The following is a 17846-nucleotide window of genomic DNA, read 5'->3' on the forward strand; positions in this document are numbered from 1 at the left end:
TCCCACCTTAGTTTCCTCCCCTGTAGTGGCCTTCGTTGCGGGGCTCAGGCGGCTATCGGGGGTGCTCAAGGGGGTGGTTGGAGGCTGCGGAGTTAGGTTTTCTCAAAGAGGTGCGGTAGTTCACCTTAATCGATGTGAGCTGGGGGTTTGCTTTGTGGAGGTGAGTGGATGCGGCAGAGGTGCCGAACTTTTTCATGATTCTACTCACGAAAGCATTAGGTGATGGGCCATGATGAATCCATCCCGAAAAGTGACGGCACTCACAAATCCCGAAGGACGGTTTCCTCCGATGTCAGGCTTTATCGACACACTCAACGCAGTAATTTGGTCGCCCGTGTTGGTCTTCCTGTGCCTTGGTGCAGGTATTTACTTCACCGTGGTGACTAGGTTTCTTCAAATCCGCTGCATCCCCGACATGATCAAGCAGCTCAAGGACGGCGAAAGCTCCGAATCCGGAGTTTCCTCCTTCCAGTCCCTCATGATTTCCCTAGCCGGCCGCGTCGGCGTGGGTAATATTTCCGGTGTTGCTACCGCTATCGCCTTCGGTGGTCCAGGTGCGGTGTTCTGGATGTGGGCCGTGGCGCTGCTGGGCTCTGCGACGTCCTTCGTTGAATGTACGTTGGCGCAGGTCTACAAGGAGAAGGACCAGGACACTGGCGAGTACCGCGGTGGCCCGGCCTACTACATCGAGAAGGCCTACAAGCACACCAAGGCAGGCCCCTTCATGCTGGTCTACGGCTGTGTCTTCGCCGTCGCCATGATTCTGGCCACCAGCTACTTCCTACCGGCTATTCAGGCCAACGGTGTGGCTGCGGCCGTCGATAATGCATGGGGCGTTAGCGTTGGTTGGTCGGCCGTCGTCCTGGCAGGCGTGCTCGCCATCATCATCGTGGGTGGCGTCAAGCGCATCGCCAACTTCGCCTCCCTCGTGGTTCCGTTTATGGCTGGTGCCTACATCCTCTTCGCCATCATCATTCTCTTCGTGAACTTCAGTCAGATCCCCGAGGTCTTCGGCATGATCTTCAAGTCCGCCTTCGGTGCAGAGCAAGCCTTCTCCGGCCTGTTGGGCTCTGCCATCATGTGGGGCGTGAAGCGCGGTATCTACTCCAACGAGGCTGGCCAGGGTACGGGCCCGCAGTCCGCAGCTGCTGCCGAAGTGTCCCACCCGGCCAAGCAGGGCTTCGTTCAGGCCTTCGCGGTGTACATCGATACTCTCTTCGTGTGTTCCGCTACCGCTTTTATCATCATCTCCACTGACATGTACAAGGTCTTTGAGAACGAATCCGAGGACGGTCCGGTGCGCTACGCCGGTGCGATTCCGGACGATGTTGCGGTCGGCCCGGGCTACGTTCAGCACGGCCTCGACACCCTGCTCTCTGGTTTCGGCCCAACCTTTGTTGCCATTGCTATTGCGTTCTTCGCCTTCACCACAGTTCTGGCTTACTACTACATGGCAGAAGTTAACCTGACTTACTTCAACCGCTGGATCAAGAGCAAGGTCGCCCGTCGAACTCTGGTGTGGGTACTGCGCGTACTGCTTGTAGGTTCCGTGGTTGTTGGTGCTACCTCGACTCCGGGCGCCGCCTGGGCTCTGGGTGACATCGGCGTGGGCGCAACCGCATGGCTCAACATCATTGCGATTCTCTTCCTGCAAATCCCGGCACTGAAATGCCTCAAGGATTACAGCGAGCAGAAGAAGGCCGGCAAGGACCCACAGTTTGACCCCGAGGCGCTTGGGATCAAGAACGCCGAGTTCTGGGTAGAGCGCAAGCTCGCCCGCCAGGAGGCCGCGCAGAAGGCCATCGCACAGGATTCCCCGCTACAGAGTAAGTAAGACCCCAACCATTAAGGCGCCCACTCTCGGCAATCGAGAGGTGCGCCTGTGGTGCGTTTTAGGCCATCTTGGAATAGAAGCTGCCGATGAGCGGCGCAGCAATCGGCGTGGGGACGATCTTGCCCAGCGCATTCATGGCCTTCGACAGTGGTCCGGGAACCACTCGGCGCTGGTTGCGGGCCATGGCCTCGAGAGTCTCCTCAGAGCAAGACTCGTAGGTAGTCCATAGGAAGTCCGGTACCACCTTGTCTACGATGGACTGTTCGTCCTTTGGAATGACGGCGTCGCGAACCGGCCCCGGGGCGAGCAGCGTGCAGCTCACGCCCGTACCCTTCAGCTCGTAGTGCAGCGCCTCCGTAAACGCATTGACGCCGGCCTTGGTGAACACATAGGTGGCGTTGTTCGGAATGGAGACGTTGCCGGCAGCCGAACCAACGTTGCAGATAGCGCCGCTGCGTCGTGGCAGCATCTGGTCAAGTGCGGCGCGGGTCAAACGGTGCACGGCCTTCGCATTGAGATCGAATTGGCGCGTCTCGTAGTCCCAGTCTTGGTCCATGAACTTGCCAAAGCTGGCGATACCCGCCGAGTTGACGATGATGGAGATTTCCTTGCCGGACATGAAGTCGATGACCCGGGAGACGTCGGCAGCCTCGGAGAGGTCGGCGGCCAACGCAATGGCGTCGACCTCATGGCGGGAACGCAGCTCCGCGGCGATGGACTCCAAGACTTCCTCGCGGCGGGCGACAAGAATGACGTTGTAGCCGCGTGCTGCTAAATCCCTGGCCATTGCGGCGCCGATGCCTTGGCTAGCACCAGTAAGCAGGGCATAGGACGTGCGGGTAGGGGCAGGCAGCCCGGGGGAATGAGCCATGGTGAAACGGCGTCCTTTCTCTGAGGTCAAAGTTTCCACCCAGAGTAGAGGAAAATCAGGGTTTTTCCCGATACCCTTCCCCACACTCGCTCTGAATAATAGAAAGGGAAAGGAGGCATCATGAACAACCAACGCCTAACTCGTTCCACGACCGACACGATGATTGGAGGTGTCTGCGGTGGCATCGCGGAGACCTACGATCTTGATCCGACTCTGGTGCGCGTGCTCTTCGTTGTAGCCACACTCTTGGGTTTCTCTGGAATCTTGCTTTACCTCATTCTGTGGGTTGTCATTCCCATCCAGTAATTACTGAAGCGGACCCATTCCCATAAAGCTCTTCCACAGTCCCCATTCCTCCTGCAAGCGCGGGAGGGCGGAGGGTGGGGTAGCGGTGCCGTCGATAAGCGTGGCGTCCATCATGCGCACACCGTTGTCGAAGAAGAGCGCCGCATGTCCAGCCGCACCGTAGCGCAGCAGGGGCACGAGGTTGAGCCCGTCAAAGGACAGCGCGGCGTTCGGGCGCACGTCGAGGCCGGCGATGGCCGCCAGCGTTGGCGCGAGGTCCAGCGGGGACACCAGCTCGGTGCTCTCGCCGTCCTCCGCCACGCCCGGCCACAGCAGCGACATGGGCGCCGTGCCATCCTCGCTTGCCTGGAGCGAACAGACCGCCACGATGCCGTCGAGTGATGCCACCGCGGCGGGATCCGGTTGCTCGAGGAGCCGGAACACTTTCTGCTTGGCAGAAACCCCGTCTGCGTCCTGCCGGATCTCATACCCCGCTTCCTCGAAGATCTCCGTGATGCGTGTGGTCGCGCCGCGTTGCGGATATTGTCCGGTGAGTACTCCTCGGCGCGACTGTGCATAGCTTTCCGACGGCGCCCAGGCATTCCTAAAGCGCTTCCCCTTCAGCGCAGTGTCGGGGGCATGGTCAAACGTGGCGAGAGTGATATCCATATATCTCAGCATAAGTGAGAGTGAAAAAGAGCCACCTTCAGTCGCCTGATAAAGCGGCGAAAAGTGGCTCTGACCTGCGTGCCCCCAGCAGGACTCGAACCCGCGACACATGGGGTAGAAACCCACTGCTCTAATCCGCTGAGCTATGGAGGCGTACCGAGACATCATAACTCAGCACTTCTCTCAGCCGGAAACCTAGCTCACGTGAGGAAGCTCGGAGGAGGTGTCCAGGAGGACGTCGAGAAGCGTCTGTGCTGCCGGGGTCAGCGCTCGGTCTGCACGATGGATAAGCAAAGCCTGCATCGAGGGCAGGTGCTCCTCGATGCGCCGGAAGTGCACTCCTCGCTGGCCCAAAGCCTGGGCGGTGTGGGGCATGAGACTGATGCCGTAGTCACCCGCCACGAGCGGCAGGCCTGTCTGCAGCGTCGAGACCTCTTGCACGGTGGCAGGCGTGCACTCAGGGGCCGTGGCCCACAGCTGATCCAACAGCTCCGGCAGCCCGCTCAGCTCCGTCCAACGCTGCGGTAGCAGCCACGTCTCTGCTGTTAGCGCAGACAAGCGCACCGGATCCGGCAGGTGGGACAAACGTTGGGGGAGAGCCACGCGGAACTCCAAATCAGCCGCGCGGCTAATGGCCAGCTGCTCGCCGTAGAGGTGTTGGAATCGCTGCGGATTGGTGCTAGGTATGATGCCAATTTCTACGGTGCCATCCAGCACGCGCTTGAGAGTCTCGGTGGGCTCCACATCACTGAGAGAGACGTTGACTTGTGGCGCGCGCTCGCGCATGCGCCGCAGTACCGAGGGCATAAACAGCCAGTTAAACTCAGGCGCCGAGCACAAGGTCACCGACCCTGCATTTCCGGCTGCAATCTCCGCTAGCCGCGTGGTCGCGGTGGACAAAAGAGTGTCGACGGAGGTCGCAACTCCATAGAGGAACTCGCCAGCCTCCGTAGTCTTAACACCACTGCGCCCGCGGGAAAGTAATTTGACGTTGAGGTCCTCCTCAAGCCTGCGAACGGTCAGGCTTAATGATGGCTGCGTAAGCCGCAGCGTCTCCGCAGCCTGCGTGAACGAACCGTGGTCCACGATGGTGCGGAAATGGTGAAGCTGACGAGAGTCCATGAGTGCAGACTACCCTATTGCTGAGACTTTGCTGCCTTTTAGGTAAGAGAGAAGAAGGGGCGGTACACTGCCCACTATGCACGAAGAGAAAGATAACTCCAGCTCACAGGCCCAACATGCGCCTGTGACGGCGGTCGCACCATCCGGTCCGCGGGCCCAATCTTCCCGCCTTCTCAATCTTTCTTTTGTCGTTTTTGCGGGTCTTGTCGGCGGAATTATCTCGCTATTTTTCCTCGCGGACTCGCTCGCTGCACTGGGCATCCCTGACCCAGGTCGCGTCACCACCTTCGGTCTGCCCTTCTTCCGTGCAGCCGCGTGGATGCTGATGGCGCTATCTATCGGCTCGTTCATGGCCAGTGCTTTCTTCATCTACCCGGCCGTACCGGATAAGGACAACGATCAGCTCATTCGGGCTGGGCTTACTGTCGACGGCCACATTGCCGCCCGCACCGGCGCCTGGGCGGCCGTGGGCGCCGCCGTGGTGTCCTTGCTTGAGGTTCCCCTCGTGATGTCAGACCTGACAGGCACGCCCATTGCCCAGGTGCTCAACCCGGAGCTGATGGGCATGGCGGTGGGGCAGATTGCGGCGTCGCAAGTCTGGCTACTGACCGCCGGTATTGCCGCTCTTGTTGCCCTCGTCGGCTTCCTTGCCCGCACGTGGGCAGGGCAGGTGGGTGCGTTCTTCCTGTCGTTGCTCCTTACAGTCCCGCTCGGGATGGAGGGCCACTCTGCGGCTGGCGGTGACCACGACTATGGCACGAATTCCCTGCTTATCCACCTCTTCTTCATTATGTTGTGGGTCGGTGGGCTCATGGGGCTTATCGCCCATGGCCGCCGCCTCGGCCCCGACATGGATGTGGCGGTGCGCCGCTACTCCTCGGTGGCGCTGTTTTCTATCGTGGCTCTCGCTGCGACAGGCGTGGTCAATGCCTTCATTCGCGTCGAGCTGAGTGATTTGTTCTCCACGCGGTATGGTCTGCTCGTGTTGAGCAAAGCCGTGCTCACCGTGGTGCTCGCGGCGGTCGGCTACGTGCATCGAAGCATTACCATTCCGCAGCTTAAGCGTTCCCCGCGCCTGTTCATTAGGGTATCCATCGTGGAGGTTGCCATTATGGCCGCCACCGTGGGCGTGGCTATTTCCATGGGTCGCACCCCACCACCGCCCCCACGTGACCCGAACCTGAATGCCATGCAGATCCTGGTGGGCTATGAGCTTTTCGACGCCCCCACTTTCTCCAACGTGTGGACCATGTTCCGCTTTGACCTCATGTTTGGCTCACTCGGCCTCGTCCTCGCGGGCTTCTACCTTTATGCGTTGTGGCGCCTCAAGCGCCGCGGCCTCACGTGGTCGGCTGAGCGTACCGCCTGGTTCCTGGTGGGTTCGCTGGGCATGACGCTCATTTTGAGTAACGGCATCGGCTTGTATATGCCGGCGCTGTATTCCATGCACATGCTCGTGCACATGATCCTTTCCATGGCCATCCCTTTGTGCCTGGTCTTGGGCGCGCCGGTCACGCTCATGATGGAAGCCTTCGAGCCGGGGGAGCCTGGCAAGCCAACGCTTCACGACGCCTCCGTGGCCCTCACCAAGTCCCGTACCCTGCGTTTTCTCACGCACCCAGCGGTCAATGTTCTGCAGTTCCTGACATTCCTCTACGTGCTCTACCTTTTCCCGAGCTTCTATGAGCTCGCCATTTCAGAACATGCCGGGCACGTCATCATGAACTGGGTCTTTCTGATATCCGGCTACATCTACTACTGGGAGGTCATCGGACCTGACCCGCTGCCGTGGCGCGCACCGACCAAGATTCGTCTGGCCATTCTTTTCTTCTCGATGCCACTGCATCTTTTCGCCGGTGTTTATCTCATGCAGATGCAGTCCATCCTGGGCTTGGAGTTCTATGAGTCGCTAAACCTGCCGTGGGACCCGGACTTTGTCAAGGACCAGCGCGCTGGTGGCGGTATCTCGTGGGGCTTCGGCCAGTTCCCGCTGGTGGTGGTGTTTGGAAAGCTGTTTATCGACTGGCTCCGCGAGGACCGCGCCCAAGCCCGCCGCTATGACGCGAAGGCCGACATCGATGGCGATGCTGACCTGGCGAGCTACAACGCCATGCTCAAGCAGATGAGCGAAGGGGATGACACGGGCTTCCGCCCGCACTAACGGTGTAGTGGCCTGTGAAATTTGGGGGCCTAAACCCCTACTTTGTTGACGCTTTCAACAAGTTATCCACAGGTTTGTGGCTGGGGTATTGCGGGCGCTGTGGGGCGTGGCAATGATGCGAACCAAGGGAGGTTGATGACGCCTCCTTGGACACAGAATCACGAACCACGTAAAGGACCCCGCAATGTCGCAATATCCCATTTCACTGACCGGACGCCTGACCAGCGACCCACATCTGACCAAAATCAGCGAGACGATGTACAAAACCCGTTTCCGCATCGCCTCTTCCCGCAGTGTTCCCGAGACCACCGAGGAAGGCAAGACTGTTTGGCGCGAGCTCGACGTCAACTTCATCGATGCCGAAGTCTGGGGCCAGTGCGCCATCAACGTCAAGAAATCACTGAGCAAAGGTATGCCCATCTTTGTTATGGGCTCTCTTGTCACCGACCAGTGGAAGGACCCGCAGGGTGGCAATCGTTCTAGGACGTACATTAAGGCCGGCCATGTGGGCTTGGACCTGAACCGTTTCATTATTACTTCGGTAAAAATCGGCACGCCCTATGGGGAAGAGGGTGCGGAGCAGTTGTGGTTGGGGGAGAACCCGCCGGTGCCGGACGTGGACCATACGGCGTCGGAAAGCACTGCACCTCCGTCGGAACAGGCGGAGGCCATGCCCGAGGCTTTACAGCCCACCGAGGACACCCCGCAGGATACGGCTGCTGACCGCCAGCAGGCGCAGAGCGCCGCCGAGGAGATTCCGGAGCCGGAGGAGGTCATGGTCTAACCAGGGTAGGGCACCGCCAGCGCCCATGTGATGTAGTCTTTGTACTGTTATTTACCATTCCTGACAGAAGCAAAGGGTGAAACATGGGCGAGTTCATCTACACGATGAAAAACGTGCGCAAGGCCATCGGTGACAAGGTCATTCTGGACAATGTCACCATGGCCTTCTACCCGGGCGCCAAGATTGGCGTCGTGGGCCCCAACGGTGCAGGTAAGTCCTCGATCCTGAAGATCATGGCCGGCCTCGACCAGCCCTCCAACGGTGAAGCCTTCATCGATCCGGGCAAGACCGTGGGCATCCTCCTCCAGGAGCCGCCGCTTAATGAGGAGAAGACGGTCCGTGAAAACGTTGAGGAAGGCCTCGGCGAGATTTTTGAGAAGAAGCAGCGCTTCGAGCAGATCGCCGAGGAGATGGCCACGAACTACTCCGACGAGCTCATGGAGGAAATGGGCAAGCTGCAGGAGGAGCTGGACCACGCCGATGCCTGGGAAGTTGACTCCAAGATTGAGCAGGCCATGGAAGCCCTGCGCTGCCCGCCGTCCGATGACCCGGTGACCAACCTTTCTGGTGGTGAGCGCCGCCGCGTAGCACTGGCCAAGCTCCTGCTGAGCGAGCCGGACCTGCTGCTTCTCGACGAGCCCACGAACCACCTCGACGCCGAGTCCGTCCAGTGGCTGGAGAAGCACCTCGAGTCCTACCCGGGCGCTGTCCTGGCCGTGACCCACGACCGCTACTTCCTCGACCACGTCGCGGGCTGGATCTGTGAGGTTGACCGCGGCAAGCTCTACCCCTACGAGGGCAACTACTCCACCTACCTGGAGAAGAAGGCCGAGCGCCTCGAGGTGGCTGGTGCCAAGGATAAGAAGCTGCAGAAGCGCCTGAAGGACGAGCTCGCGTGGGTTCGCTCCGGTGCTAAGGCTCGCCAGGCTAAGAACAAGGCCCGTCTCCAGCGCTACGAGGAGATGGCGGCTGAGGCTGAGCAGTACAAGAAGCTTGACTTTGAAGAGATTCAGATTCCGACCCCGCCGCGTCTGGGTAACAAGGTTGTGGAGGTTGAGAATCTCAACAAGGGCTTCGACGGCCGTATCCTCATCAAGGACCTGTCCTTCACCCTGCCGCGCAACGGCATCGTCGGTGTTATCGGCCCGAATGGTGTGGGTAAGTCCACCCTATTCAAGACCATCGTGGGCCTGGAGCAGCCGGATTCCGGAACTGTAACCGTCGGCGAGACCGTCAAGCTGTCCTACGTGGACCAGGGCCGTGAGAACATTGACCCTGAAGCTACCGTGTGGGAGGTCGTCTCCGGTGGACTGGATTACATCCACGTCGGCCAAAACGAGATGCCTTCGCGTGCATACCTGTCGGCCTTCGGCTTCAAGGGCCCAGACCAGCAGAAGCCGTCCAAGGTTCTGTCCGGCGGTGAGCGCAACCGCCTCAACCTAGCGCTGACGCTCAAGGAGGGCGGCAACCTGATCCTCCTCGATGAGCCGACCAACGACTTGGACGTCGAAACCCTTGGCTCCCTTGAGAACGCTCTGGAGAAGTTCCCGGGCTGTGCGGTGGTCATTTCCCACGACCGTTGGTTCCTCGACCGCACCTGTACCCACATCTTGGCGTGGGAGGGCAACGTTGCTGAAGGCCAGTGGTTCTGGTTCGAGGGCAATTTCGGTGATTACGAGAAGAACAAGGTCGAGCGTCTCGGTGAAGAGACAGCTCGCCCGTCCCGCGTGACGCACCGCAAGCTCAGCCGCTAGGTTGAGTCCCTCACCCCTCAGCCGGTAGGCGCAGCCTAGCGCCTATCTAAACCTCAGGAAGGATCCTGGAATGTCTGCTCAGAATGTCGTGTCGGAGGAAACTTCGGATAACGTCCACGCGCTGACCGTTGGTGTGCGGTGGTCGGACTTCGACATGTACGGCCACATGATGAATGCCAACTTTATTGAGCTGGCGCAGGAAGCCCGCTTGGCGTTTGCCATGCACAACTTCTACTCGCGCGGCGTTAACATGGTGGCCTTTGTCCGCCACATTGAGGCCGATTATGTGCGCCCTATCAAGTGGGACGGCCGCCACGGCACGGTGACGGTGGAAACCACGGTTGTGCGCTTGGGCCGCACGTCCTTTACCACGCGTCAGAAGATCAAGGACTCCCAGGGGCAGGTTGCCTGCGTTATCGACTGTGTCCAGGTCACCATCGACCCGGATACGCAGATGCCGCGCGAGGTGAGCGAGGAGGAGCGCAACATTATCCTCGAGCATGCTGTCGTTGAGCTGGATGATAACGCCTAGACCATGGTCGGTGAAACGCTCGAAGTGAGTGGTGGTGGGGTAGGGCTGCGTGCCCTGCTCACCCGCGCGATTGGGCTCGATGCTTCGGCGTCGGTGCGCCTGCGCCAGCACGACGATGCCCACGCCGAGGTGTTTGTCACCACGCCTTTTGAGGTTGTGGCCTCCCGCCGCGTCGAAGGCACGGTGGGGCGTGATGGTGCGGTGGTCGCAGCGCAGTCGCTTCTCGACGCCCTCGAGGCCTCCCCCAACCCCGATCTCCTCGGCGAGCCCGTGGAGCTTCAACTCGGCCCCGCCCGTGATCCCTCGTGGCCCGGTGCGCTGCCGCCGCAAGACGGTTTTGTGGAGATCGATTCGCTTCCCGTGACCGTCGTGCGTGAGCTCGCGGATCAAGGCCAGCAGCTGGCCCGCCAATTCTCTGGCCCGATGGGTCCGCCGTCAAGCTTGCTCAATCAAACCGTCATCACGGTAGAAAACGGGGAGGACAAGGTTGAAATCCCCATGCGGATGATTTTCGCCTGCACCAACTTGGGACTCATCCCAGGGTTTGCTGCCCCCATGGATGTGCCTCGCCACCTGCGCGTTGCTGGAAAAGGCCGTTGGGTGCGTGTGGATGCTCCTTTTGGCAGCGTCTATCACTCGACGCGCCTGTCCCTTTTCTAGCGCGTGGTGGCAAAGCCACCGCGCGCTCTATTGCCATGCGCTAGAGCAGTACCGCGCCAGCCAGGGCCGCGCCCACTGCGACGGCCCACGGCGGAGCCTTGAAGAACAAAGCTGCGCCGGCAGCGACCGCAATCATTCCAGAAGTCCAGCTAGTGACCCCGTGGGTAATGATGGGATCCCACAGGGCCGCCACGAGTAGGCCGATAGCGGCCGCACTAATCGCGGAGAACGCACCGCGCAGCCACGCCAGGTGATTCCACCGCGCCCAAAAATACAGCGCAGATAGTGTCAGAAACGCTCCAGGCAAAAAGATCAGCACCGTGCCCAAGATGGCGCCCGCGATGCCACCATCAACCGCACCGAGATACGACGCAAAGGTGAACAGCGGTCCCGGCACTCCCTGCGCTACCGAATAGCCGGCCAAGAATTCCTGCTGACTCAGCCAGCCGGCCCCCACGAACTGGTCTTCCAACAGTGGAAGCACCACGTGCCCGCCGCCAAAGACCAGAGCGCCGGACTGGTAGAAGGCGTTGGCGCGGGTGACGAGGTAGGAATCGGTGAACTGTGCTGCAGCCGCTAAACCGCCGAGCAGGAAGAAAAACGCGCCCAGGCAGCCCCACGCTAGCCCGGCGGGTACTGTGCGGAGGTCGTTCGCGGTGTCGGGTGCGGTGGACGCCGGCAAGAATCGGCGCAGTATCGTTGCCCCCAGCAGCCCCGCCACAGCGAGCACGGCTAATTGCCATGCCGATCCGGCCACGAGGAGTATGGCAGAACTGATAAGGGCGAGGGCCCGGGTGGTGGGCGTCGTCAAGAGCTTCTTTGCCATGCCCACAATGGCATGCACCACCACGCCGGCCGCCGCAGCAAGAAGGCCGGCTAATAGTCCGTCGAGCCAGCTCACCCCGCTGCCCGGAACCGCCAGACCAAACACGGTGAGGATGAGTGCCGAAGGGAACGTAAACAGGAACCACGAATACGCCATGCCCGCAAGCCCTGCGCGTCCATAGCCCAGCGCCATGCCTACCTTGGAGCTGGCCGGGCCCGGCAGGAATTGCGACATGGCAACCACATCCGCATAAGCGGCGTCGCTCAGCCATCCTCGGCGGCTCACAAACTCGGTCCGGAAATAGCCCAGATGGGCCGCAGGGCCCCCGAAAGCGGTCCATCCTAAGGGGAAAAATGAACGGCCAACTTCGCGCATATTACCGATTAGATTGCCCATTTCCGGCATCCTAGCTCCTATGGGGGCCGACCGCGATTCAAAAAGCAAATCCGGCCCCAAGCTGCAGCGTTGTGGACTAAGCTGGGCCAGGCACGAACATTTTCTGTCTCCAAAGGAGTCTGACACTATGCGCATTGCAGCCCCCAAAGAAATCATGAACAACGAGAACCGCGTCGGCCTTACCCCCAGCGCCGTGCAGACGCTCGTGCAGGACGGCCACGAGGTCTTCATCGAGACCAATGCCGGCGCAGGTGCTTCGTTTCCGGACGAGCTCTACACGGAGGCCGGCGCTACCATCGTTGCGACCGCCGAGGAAGCCTGGGCCGCAGACATGGTGGTCAAGGTTAAGGAGCCGCTCGAGGCTGAGTACGGCTTCCTGCGCGATGACCTCCTGCTCTTCACCTACCTCCACCTGGCAGCTGACCGCCCACTCACGGAGGCGCTCATGAAGGCTGGCACCACCGCCGTCGCTTATGAGACGGTCACCGATGCCCGCGGCACCCTGCCGCTGCTGACCCCGATGTCCCAGGTTGCTGGCCGCCTCGCGGTCATTGAAGGTGCGCACCACCTGCTGTCTACCCAGGGTGGTCGCGGCGTGCTGGCCCCCGGTGTTCCGGGTACCCAGCCTGCGCGCGTGGTGGTCATTGGTGGCGGCCAGGTCGGCGCGTCTGCTGTGGCTATGGCCCACGGCTTGCGCGCTGAGGTCACCGTGCTGGACCTTGACCCGCACGTGCTGCAGCGCTTCGACGAGCAGTACCAGGGCGGCGTGCGCACCATCGTGTCCGACCCGGCAGCGCTGGAGGCTGAGCTCCTTGAGGCCGACCTCGTTGTCGGCGCGGTTCTCGTGCCGGGTGCTGCTGCGCCGAAGCTGGTGAAGGAAGATGTGGTCAAGCGCATGAAGGAAGGCGCCGTGCTTGTCGACGTCGCCATTGACCAAGGCGGCTGCTTCGAGAACTCCCACAAAACCTCGCACGACGACCCGACCTTCAAGGTCCACGACACCCTCTTCTACTGTGTGGCTAACATGCCGGGTGCGGTGGCCAACACCTCCACCCGCGCGCTGGGTTCGGCCACCTTGCCCTACATGCGCGCGCTTGCTGCAGGCGGCTATGATGCCGCGGTTGAGCGCTTCCCGGGCCTGGCGGGTGGCTTGATGACCCGCGGTGGAGAGTTGGTCTCCCAGCCGGTGAAGGACGCTTTCAACCTTTAAGGCGCGGTATTGATGAGCATCGCCGCTACCCGCTCCATGTGATCCCAGATCATGGTGCGGTAGGCCGGCGGGATGGTCTCCTCATCAATCTTTGCTAGGGAGTTTCCCATGAGCTCCAACCAGCGATCATGGGCAGCCATGTCGATGGGGTAGGGGGCGTGCCTCATGCGCAGGCGTGGGTGCCCGCGGTTCTCAGAGAAGAGCTGCGGGCCGCCCCAATACTGAACGAGGAACCACAGCAGGCGCTGTTCCGCGCCATCCCAATCCTGGTCCGGATACATGGGGCCGATGACGCCGTCAGTGCGCACTTGGGCATAAAAGCCGCCAACGAGTTTCTCAAAGGTCTCCATCCCGCCGATGGCCTCGTACACACTGTTCGGTTGCATGCCTAGTTTTCCTTTCGCGTCAGGCCTTGTCCTTGACCTGATTCTTCCATGTCGAAGATGGCCATCCCGCGCGGGTAGGGGGTGGCGATTCCTTCCGCATGCATCGCGCTGAGAATCTTGGACTGGAGCGCGCGCTGGACGTCCCACTGTCTGCCGGGCAGGGTCTTGACGGACACGCGGAAGGACATGTGGTCGACTTCAAGGCCGGACATGCCGTTGACAGTCGGTTCGACGAGGATGATGTCTCGAATGGCGGGGTCGTGGGAGGCGTCGGCAGCCGCGGCGTTGATGACGGTGTAGGCCTTGTCCGGATCGTTGCTGAGTGCAACTGGCACCTGGATGCGGGCTACCGAGTAGCGGTCGGAGTGGTTGGCTACCTGCAGAATCTCGCCATTGCGGACGTACCACAACGCACCATCGATATCGCGGACGGTCGTAATGCGCAGGGAGATGGATTCCACATCGCCGAAGACACCGTTGCCCAGGTCGATGGTGTCACCGATGCCGTATTGGTCCTCCATGAGCATGAAAATGCCGGAGAGGAAGTCCTTCACCAGCGCTTGGGCGCCGAAACCGAGGGCAACACCGACAACACCTGCTGAAGCGACAAGCGGGGCGACGTTGACGCCGAGTTTGTCCAGGATGGCTAGTGCGGCCCAGACCCAGACGAAAATAGACACCGCTGAACGTCCGACGCCCGCCAGGGTCTGGATGCGGGACACGCGGCGGGCCTCGTTGGTGGAGGCGAGGGCCTTATCGGTCTCGGCGTGCGTTTTGCGTGGCGAGAGCGGCGAGCTGAGCTTGCCCTTCTTGATGCTGTTGTCAGCCAGTTTGGTGATGAGGCGGCGCAACAGCCAATTGCCCACGATGGCGACGATGAGGATGAGCGCGATGCCGATGGGCTTATCGACGAGCCACGAGCGCATGTGCTCGCTTTGCCACCACTGGGTGACGCTATCGACGGCGGTGTCTTCGGCGGTAGTAAAAGTGATCACGGGGGGCCTTTCGTTTGCTCGTGAGGGACGCCTACCGATAGTAGGCACGATGAGTGAATATTAAAAGGCTGTCACTCTCACTACTGAACAGCTTGGTCTAGACTGTGGTGCCATGACTGACAACCGCACTCTTGGCTTTTCTTCGCGTTCCATCCATGCCGGTTACCAGCCGGATCCCTACATGGGATCCATCAACGTGCCGATCTATGCCTCCACGACCTTCCAGCAGGATGGTCTCGCGCAGCTGCGCGGCGGCTACGAGTATGGCCGCGTGGCCAACCCCACGGTCCACTCCTTGGAGAAAACCCTCGCGGCACTTGAGAACGCGTCCTACGCTCGCTGCTTTGCCACGGGCATGGCGGCCGTCGATACCCTTATCCGCATCATCGTCCGCCCGGGTGACCACGTGATTCTGGGCAACGATGCCTATGGCGGCATGTACCGCCTGCTGCACCACGATTACGGTGAGTGGGGCGTGGAGCTGAGCATCGTCAACACTGCCGATACCGCAGCGGTTAAGGCGGCCCTCAAGGAGAACACGAAGCTCATCTGGCTCGAGACTCCCACCAACCCGGCCACGACGGTCACGGACATCGCCGAGGTGGCTCAGGCGGTCAAAGCGCTTTCCGACGCCCACATCGTCGTCGACAACACCTTCGCCACGCCCTACCTGCAGAACCCCCTAGATCTCGGCGCAGACCACGTGCTGCATTCCACCACGAAGTACCTGGGCGGCCACTCGGACGTGCTAGGAGGTGCGGTCGTCACCAACTCGGCTGAGATGGATGAGCGCCTGCTCTACTTCCAGGGCAACGTCGGTGCAGTCTCGTCGCCTTTCGACGCCTACCTCACCGCCCGCGGCATCAAGACCCTCGAGGTCCGCATGGACCGCCACTGCGCCAACGCGCAGGCAGTGGCGGAATTCCTGGAGTCCCGCCCCGAGGTTAAGCAGGTTCTGTACCCGGGCCTGCCGTCCCACCCAGGTCACGAGCTGGCGAAGAAACAGATGCGTGGTTTCGGCGGCATGATGTCAGTGTGCTTTCACAGCGAAGAACATGCCCGCCAGGTGTGTCTTAACACCAAGCTCATCTCGCTGGCCGAATCCCTCGGCGGTGTGGAGTCCCTCATTGAGCACCCACAGAACATGACGCACATCTCGGCCGAGGGCTCCGAGCTCGTCCCGCCAGCGGACCTCGTGCGCATCTCGGTAGGTATCGAGTCCATCGAGGACTTGCTCGAGGACTTAAAGCAGGCCCTCGACGCCCTTAGCTAGCACCGAGCCATGCTGAGCACCGCGGGCTGCCCGCGCCTCTGAGGGCATGCTCAGGGCCGCGGTTGTCACGGGTATTGGTGCTTGTGTTGAGCGTGACTAGAGGCAGTCAAGCAGGGAGCCGGCCGTGCGGTCGGTCTCCTGCAGCATGAGCGGGTCCGTGCCCGGCATGGGGGAGATGGTGGTGTCCGGCCACTGCGCGTAGGTGGGGATGCCGACGATATGCAAGCGGGGATCCTTACCACCGCCGGGGTTGACCACGCGACGGTTCCAGGTCGTCTCCGGCGAGCCGGTAGCCTGACCGTGGTCAACGAAGGCGCGTACGCGGCCATTGAGCGAGACCGCGAGAGGGTCGGCGGCGCGACGGACGTCGGGGGAGTGCATCCAGGCGTCGATAAGCCAGGCCGAGGAGGCCTCGCCATGCGCGGTGCGCAGCGTGAACTTTTCGCCCACCTCGAGCTGGGGGCGCTCGCCGAGGAAGGTGGCGAGGCCGGCGTCGGCAAGCGCGAGCAGCTGGCGCGTGCGGAACAGCGGCGGACCGGAGCCCACCATCTGGCCGAAAGCCATGAATTCCTTGTAGGTACTGGTCCGAGACTCCCACGTCATGCGGCCCTCGGAACCGGCGATGGAGGCGGGCTTGCGCGCGGCGGAGATGACCCACAGTGCGGATTTCAGCGGGGAATCGGCAGCGGCGACGGCCTCACGGATATCGCGCGCTAGGCTCTCTGCGATGTATTCAGTAAGGTCACCGCCTTCAAAATCGGCCAGCGGGTGGGCCCAGTGTGCCAGGTCTAGTGGCTGGTTCGAGGAACCCTCGAGCGCAGCAGTGAGTTGGTTCGCCATGCTGCGCAAGTCCGCAGCATTGACCGCGGTGGCGTCGATAGTTGCCAGGATGTCCTCGAGTGGGCGCTTAAGCGCTTCAGGGGCCACGCGCGCCTGGTTCTCGTAGTACTCGGCGTAAGCATCGCGCAGGATGTGCGGCACAAGCTGCGTGCCGAAGTCGAGCTCAGCCTTCGGATCGAGAGCGGCGACCGCGGCGCGGAAGCGGGTCAGCGCTGCCTTTGGCGGCAGCGCGTGGTACTCCGATTTCGGGATATACGGGTAGCCGCGGCCCGAACTTACGATGAAGTGCGGCTCGTCGCCGCTCGGCTCGTAGCGTAGCCCGGAGCGCGTCGAAGGATCTTCCACAAACTCACCACCGCGGTCGATGGTCAGCAGCGCCATGACGTCGAAGAAGCCCATGCCCAGTCCGCGGACCAGGACCTTCTCGCCCGCAGGAACGGCGCTCACCGGCTGCTCAACGGGGTTGTCGGGGCGGACCCAGTGCAGCCCTGACTGCGCAGCGTCCGCCAGGGCGCGCTCGGATTCGTTGAGTGCCGGGACCTGCCAGCCGTAGGCCAGGACGGTGGCGTCGGCGGTGATGGTGGTGTCATCGGAAAGCGTAATGACATCCTGCTCACCGCGGTCCTCCACGGACAGCGCGCGGGCGCGGTGCTGGACCACGTTAACGTTCTCCGGAAGCTGTGCCAGTGCTACCTCATAGACCCACTCCAGGTAGGCGCCGTAGAGCGCGCGGGAAGGGTTGGACTCTGGGTGGGTCTGCTCCAGTTCCTCGGCGAAGGAGCTGGCGAGGTCGCGGTGGGGTGGGAAGGCGTCGTAAAGCTCCAGTTTGGCGGGGGAAAGTTCTGGGCGCTCGCCGCGCAGCAGCTGGATCCACTCGTAGAGAATGGGGCCTTCAAGTACTGGGGCGGTGGTGGTGGAGCCCGGCTCAGTGAAGAGGGTTACCGCGCCAGCGAGCGTGTTCATGCACAGCGTGCGAGTTTGCTCGGTATCCCAAATACGGCCGGCGCCCAGTGGGGCGTCGTCGATGATGTGCAGCGTCAGGGGTGCTGCAAGAGGGGTGGCGCGCAGGTGGGCGGCGAGGCGCTCAACCAGCGAGATGCCACGGGGGCCGGCGCCGACGATGGCGATGGAGGGCATAATAATCAAACCTCAATTTTTAGACTGTGCTGTCTAGTGGAATAATACCGGTCGGTATGCGTTGTGTTAAATCGCACGCACGTCAACGAACTATCTTGTGAAAGCTCTTAC

The 17846-nt window shown here is 61.5% G+C and carries 16 protein-coding genes and 1 tRNA gene; 9 read left to right on the plus strand and 8 right to left on the minus strand.

Translation table 11 applies throughout. The features are described from left to right. The first annotated feature begins 289 nt into the window (after nt 1-289). Entirely contained in the window at nt 290-1834 is a 1545-nt protein-coding gene (locus QP922_RS01970; RefSeq protein ID WP_284807599.1) for an alanine/glycine:cation symporter family protein, read from the plus strand. Nucleotides 1835-1892: 58 nt separating this feature from the next. Here the strand turns inward: QP922_RS01970 and cmrA are convergent, their stop codons facing one another. Then, nucleotides 1893-2705: a mycolate reductase gene (cmrA, locus tag QP922_RS01975; protein WP_284807600.1), complete on the minus strand. Its 813-nt coding sequence runs from the start codon at nt 2703-2705 to the stop codon at nt 1893-1895. A 120-nt stretch (nt 2706-2825) separates the two neighbouring features. On the opposite strand from cmrA, the gene QP922_RS01980 reads away from it, so the two are divergent. Beyond that, nucleotides 2826-3011: a PspC domain-containing protein gene (locus QP922_RS01980; RefSeq protein ID WP_070673102.1), complete on the plus strand. Its 186-nt coding sequence runs from the start codon at nt 2826-2828 to the stop codon at nt 3009-3011. On the opposite strand, the gene QP922_RS01985 is transcribed toward QP922_RS01980, so the two are convergent. The 3 genes from QP922_RS01985 to QP922_RS01995 form a co-directional block, all read right to left on the minus strand. Continuing rightward, entirely contained in the window at nt 3012-3659 is a 648-nt protein-coding gene (locus tag QP922_RS01985; RefSeq protein ID WP_284807601.1) for a hypothetical protein, read from the minus strand. Nucleotides 3660-3738: 79 nt separating this feature from the next. Continuing rightward, a tRNA-Arg gene (locus QP922_RS01990) sits at nt 3739-3812 on the minus strand. A 42-nt stretch (nt 3813-3854) separates the two neighbouring features. Next, a complete protein-coding gene (locus tag QP922_RS01995; protein WP_284807602.1) occupies nt 3855-4781 on the minus strand; it encodes a LysR family transcriptional regulator in 927 nt (308 codons plus the stop codon). Nucleotides 4782-4857: 76 nt separating this feature from the next. Here QP922_RS01995 and QP922_RS02000 point away from each other — a divergent pair, with 76 nt between their 5' ends. The 5 genes from QP922_RS02000 to QP922_RS02020 all read left to right on the plus strand — a co-directional run bounded on the left by QP922_RS02000 (nt 4858) and on the right by QP922_RS02020 (nt 10672). Next, nucleotides 4858-6942, plus strand: a complete 2085-nt coding sequence (locus QP922_RS02000; protein ID WP_284807603.1) for a bifunctional copper resistance protein CopD/cytochrome c oxidase assembly protein — start codon at nt 4858-4860, stop codon at nt 6940-6942. Nucleotides 6943-7126: 184 nt separating this feature from the next. Beyond that, the gene (locus tag QP922_RS02005; RefSeq protein ID WP_284807604.1) at nt 7127-7726 is read left to right on the plus strand and encodes a single-stranded DNA-binding protein; all 600 of its coding nucleotides are present in this window, start codon (nt 7127-7129) and stop codon (nt 7724-7726) included. Nucleotides 7727-7809: 83 nt separating this feature from the next. Beyond that, nucleotides 7810-9480, plus strand: coding sequence for an energy-dependent translational throttle protein EttA (ettA, locus tag QP922_RS02010; protein ID WP_284807605.1), 1671 nt, complete (start codon nt 7810-7812; stop codon nt 9478-9480). Between the two features lie 70 nt (nt 9481-9550). After that, nucleotides 9551-10012, plus strand: a complete 462-nt coding sequence (locus QP922_RS02015; protein WP_284807606.1) for an acyl-CoA thioesterase — start codon at nt 9551-9553, stop codon at nt 10010-10012. Nucleotides 10013-10015: 3 nt separating this feature from the next. Next, a complete protein-coding gene (locus tag QP922_RS02020; RefSeq protein ID WP_284807607.1) occupies nt 10016-10672 on the plus strand; it encodes a DUF8185 domain-containing protein in 657 nt (218 codons plus the stop codon). A gap of 40 nt (nt 10673-10712) precedes the next feature. On the opposite strand, the gene chrA is transcribed toward QP922_RS02020, so the two are convergent. Beyond that, a complete protein-coding gene (chrA, locus tag QP922_RS02025) occupies nt 10713-11894 on the minus strand; it encodes a chromate efflux transporter (protein WP_284807608.1) in 1182 nt (393 codons plus the stop codon). A 127-nt stretch (nt 11895-12021) separates the two neighbouring features. On the opposite strand from chrA, the gene ald reads away from it, so the two are divergent. Next, nucleotides 12022-13104: an alanine dehydrogenase gene (gene ald, locus QP922_RS02030; RefSeq protein ID WP_284807609.1), complete on the plus strand. Its 1083-nt coding sequence runs from the start codon at nt 12022-12024 to the stop codon at nt 13102-13104. Here ald and QP922_RS02035 read toward each other — a convergent pair. Then, nucleotides 13101-13490, minus strand: coding sequence for a globin (locus tag QP922_RS02035; protein ID WP_284807610.1), 390 nt, complete (start codon nt 13488-13490; stop codon nt 13101-13103). The two genes, ald and QP922_RS02035, sit on opposite strands and share 4 nt — an antisense overlap. A 2-nt stretch (nt 13491-13492) precedes the next feature. Next, the gene (locus tag QP922_RS02040) at nt 13493-14416 is read right to left on the minus strand and encodes a mechanosensitive ion channel family protein (RefSeq protein WP_284807840.1); all 924 of its coding nucleotides are present in this window, start codon (nt 14414-14416) and stop codon (nt 13493-13495) included. A gap of 181 nt (nt 14417-14597) precedes the next feature. Here QP922_RS02040 and QP922_RS02045 point away from each other — a divergent pair, with 181 nt between their 5' ends. Beyond that, nucleotides 14598-15758, plus strand: coding sequence for a cystathionine gamma-synthase (locus QP922_RS02045; protein ID WP_284807611.1), 1161 nt, complete (start codon nt 14598-14600; stop codon nt 15756-15758). Between the two features lie 96 nt (nt 15759-15854). On the opposite strand, the gene QP922_RS02050 is transcribed toward QP922_RS02045, so the two are convergent. Continuing rightward, complete coding sequence (locus tag QP922_RS02050; protein WP_284807612.1) at nt 15855-17735, minus strand: FAD/NAD(P)-binding protein; 1881 nt, start codon at nt 17733-17735, stop codon at nt 15855-15857. Nucleotides 17736-17846: the final 111 nt, after the last annotated feature.

This window comes from Corynebacterium sp. MSK218 (assembly GCF_030232655.1).
Lineage (GTDB): Bacteria > Actinomycetota > Actinomycetes > Mycobacteriales > Mycobacteriaceae > Corynebacterium.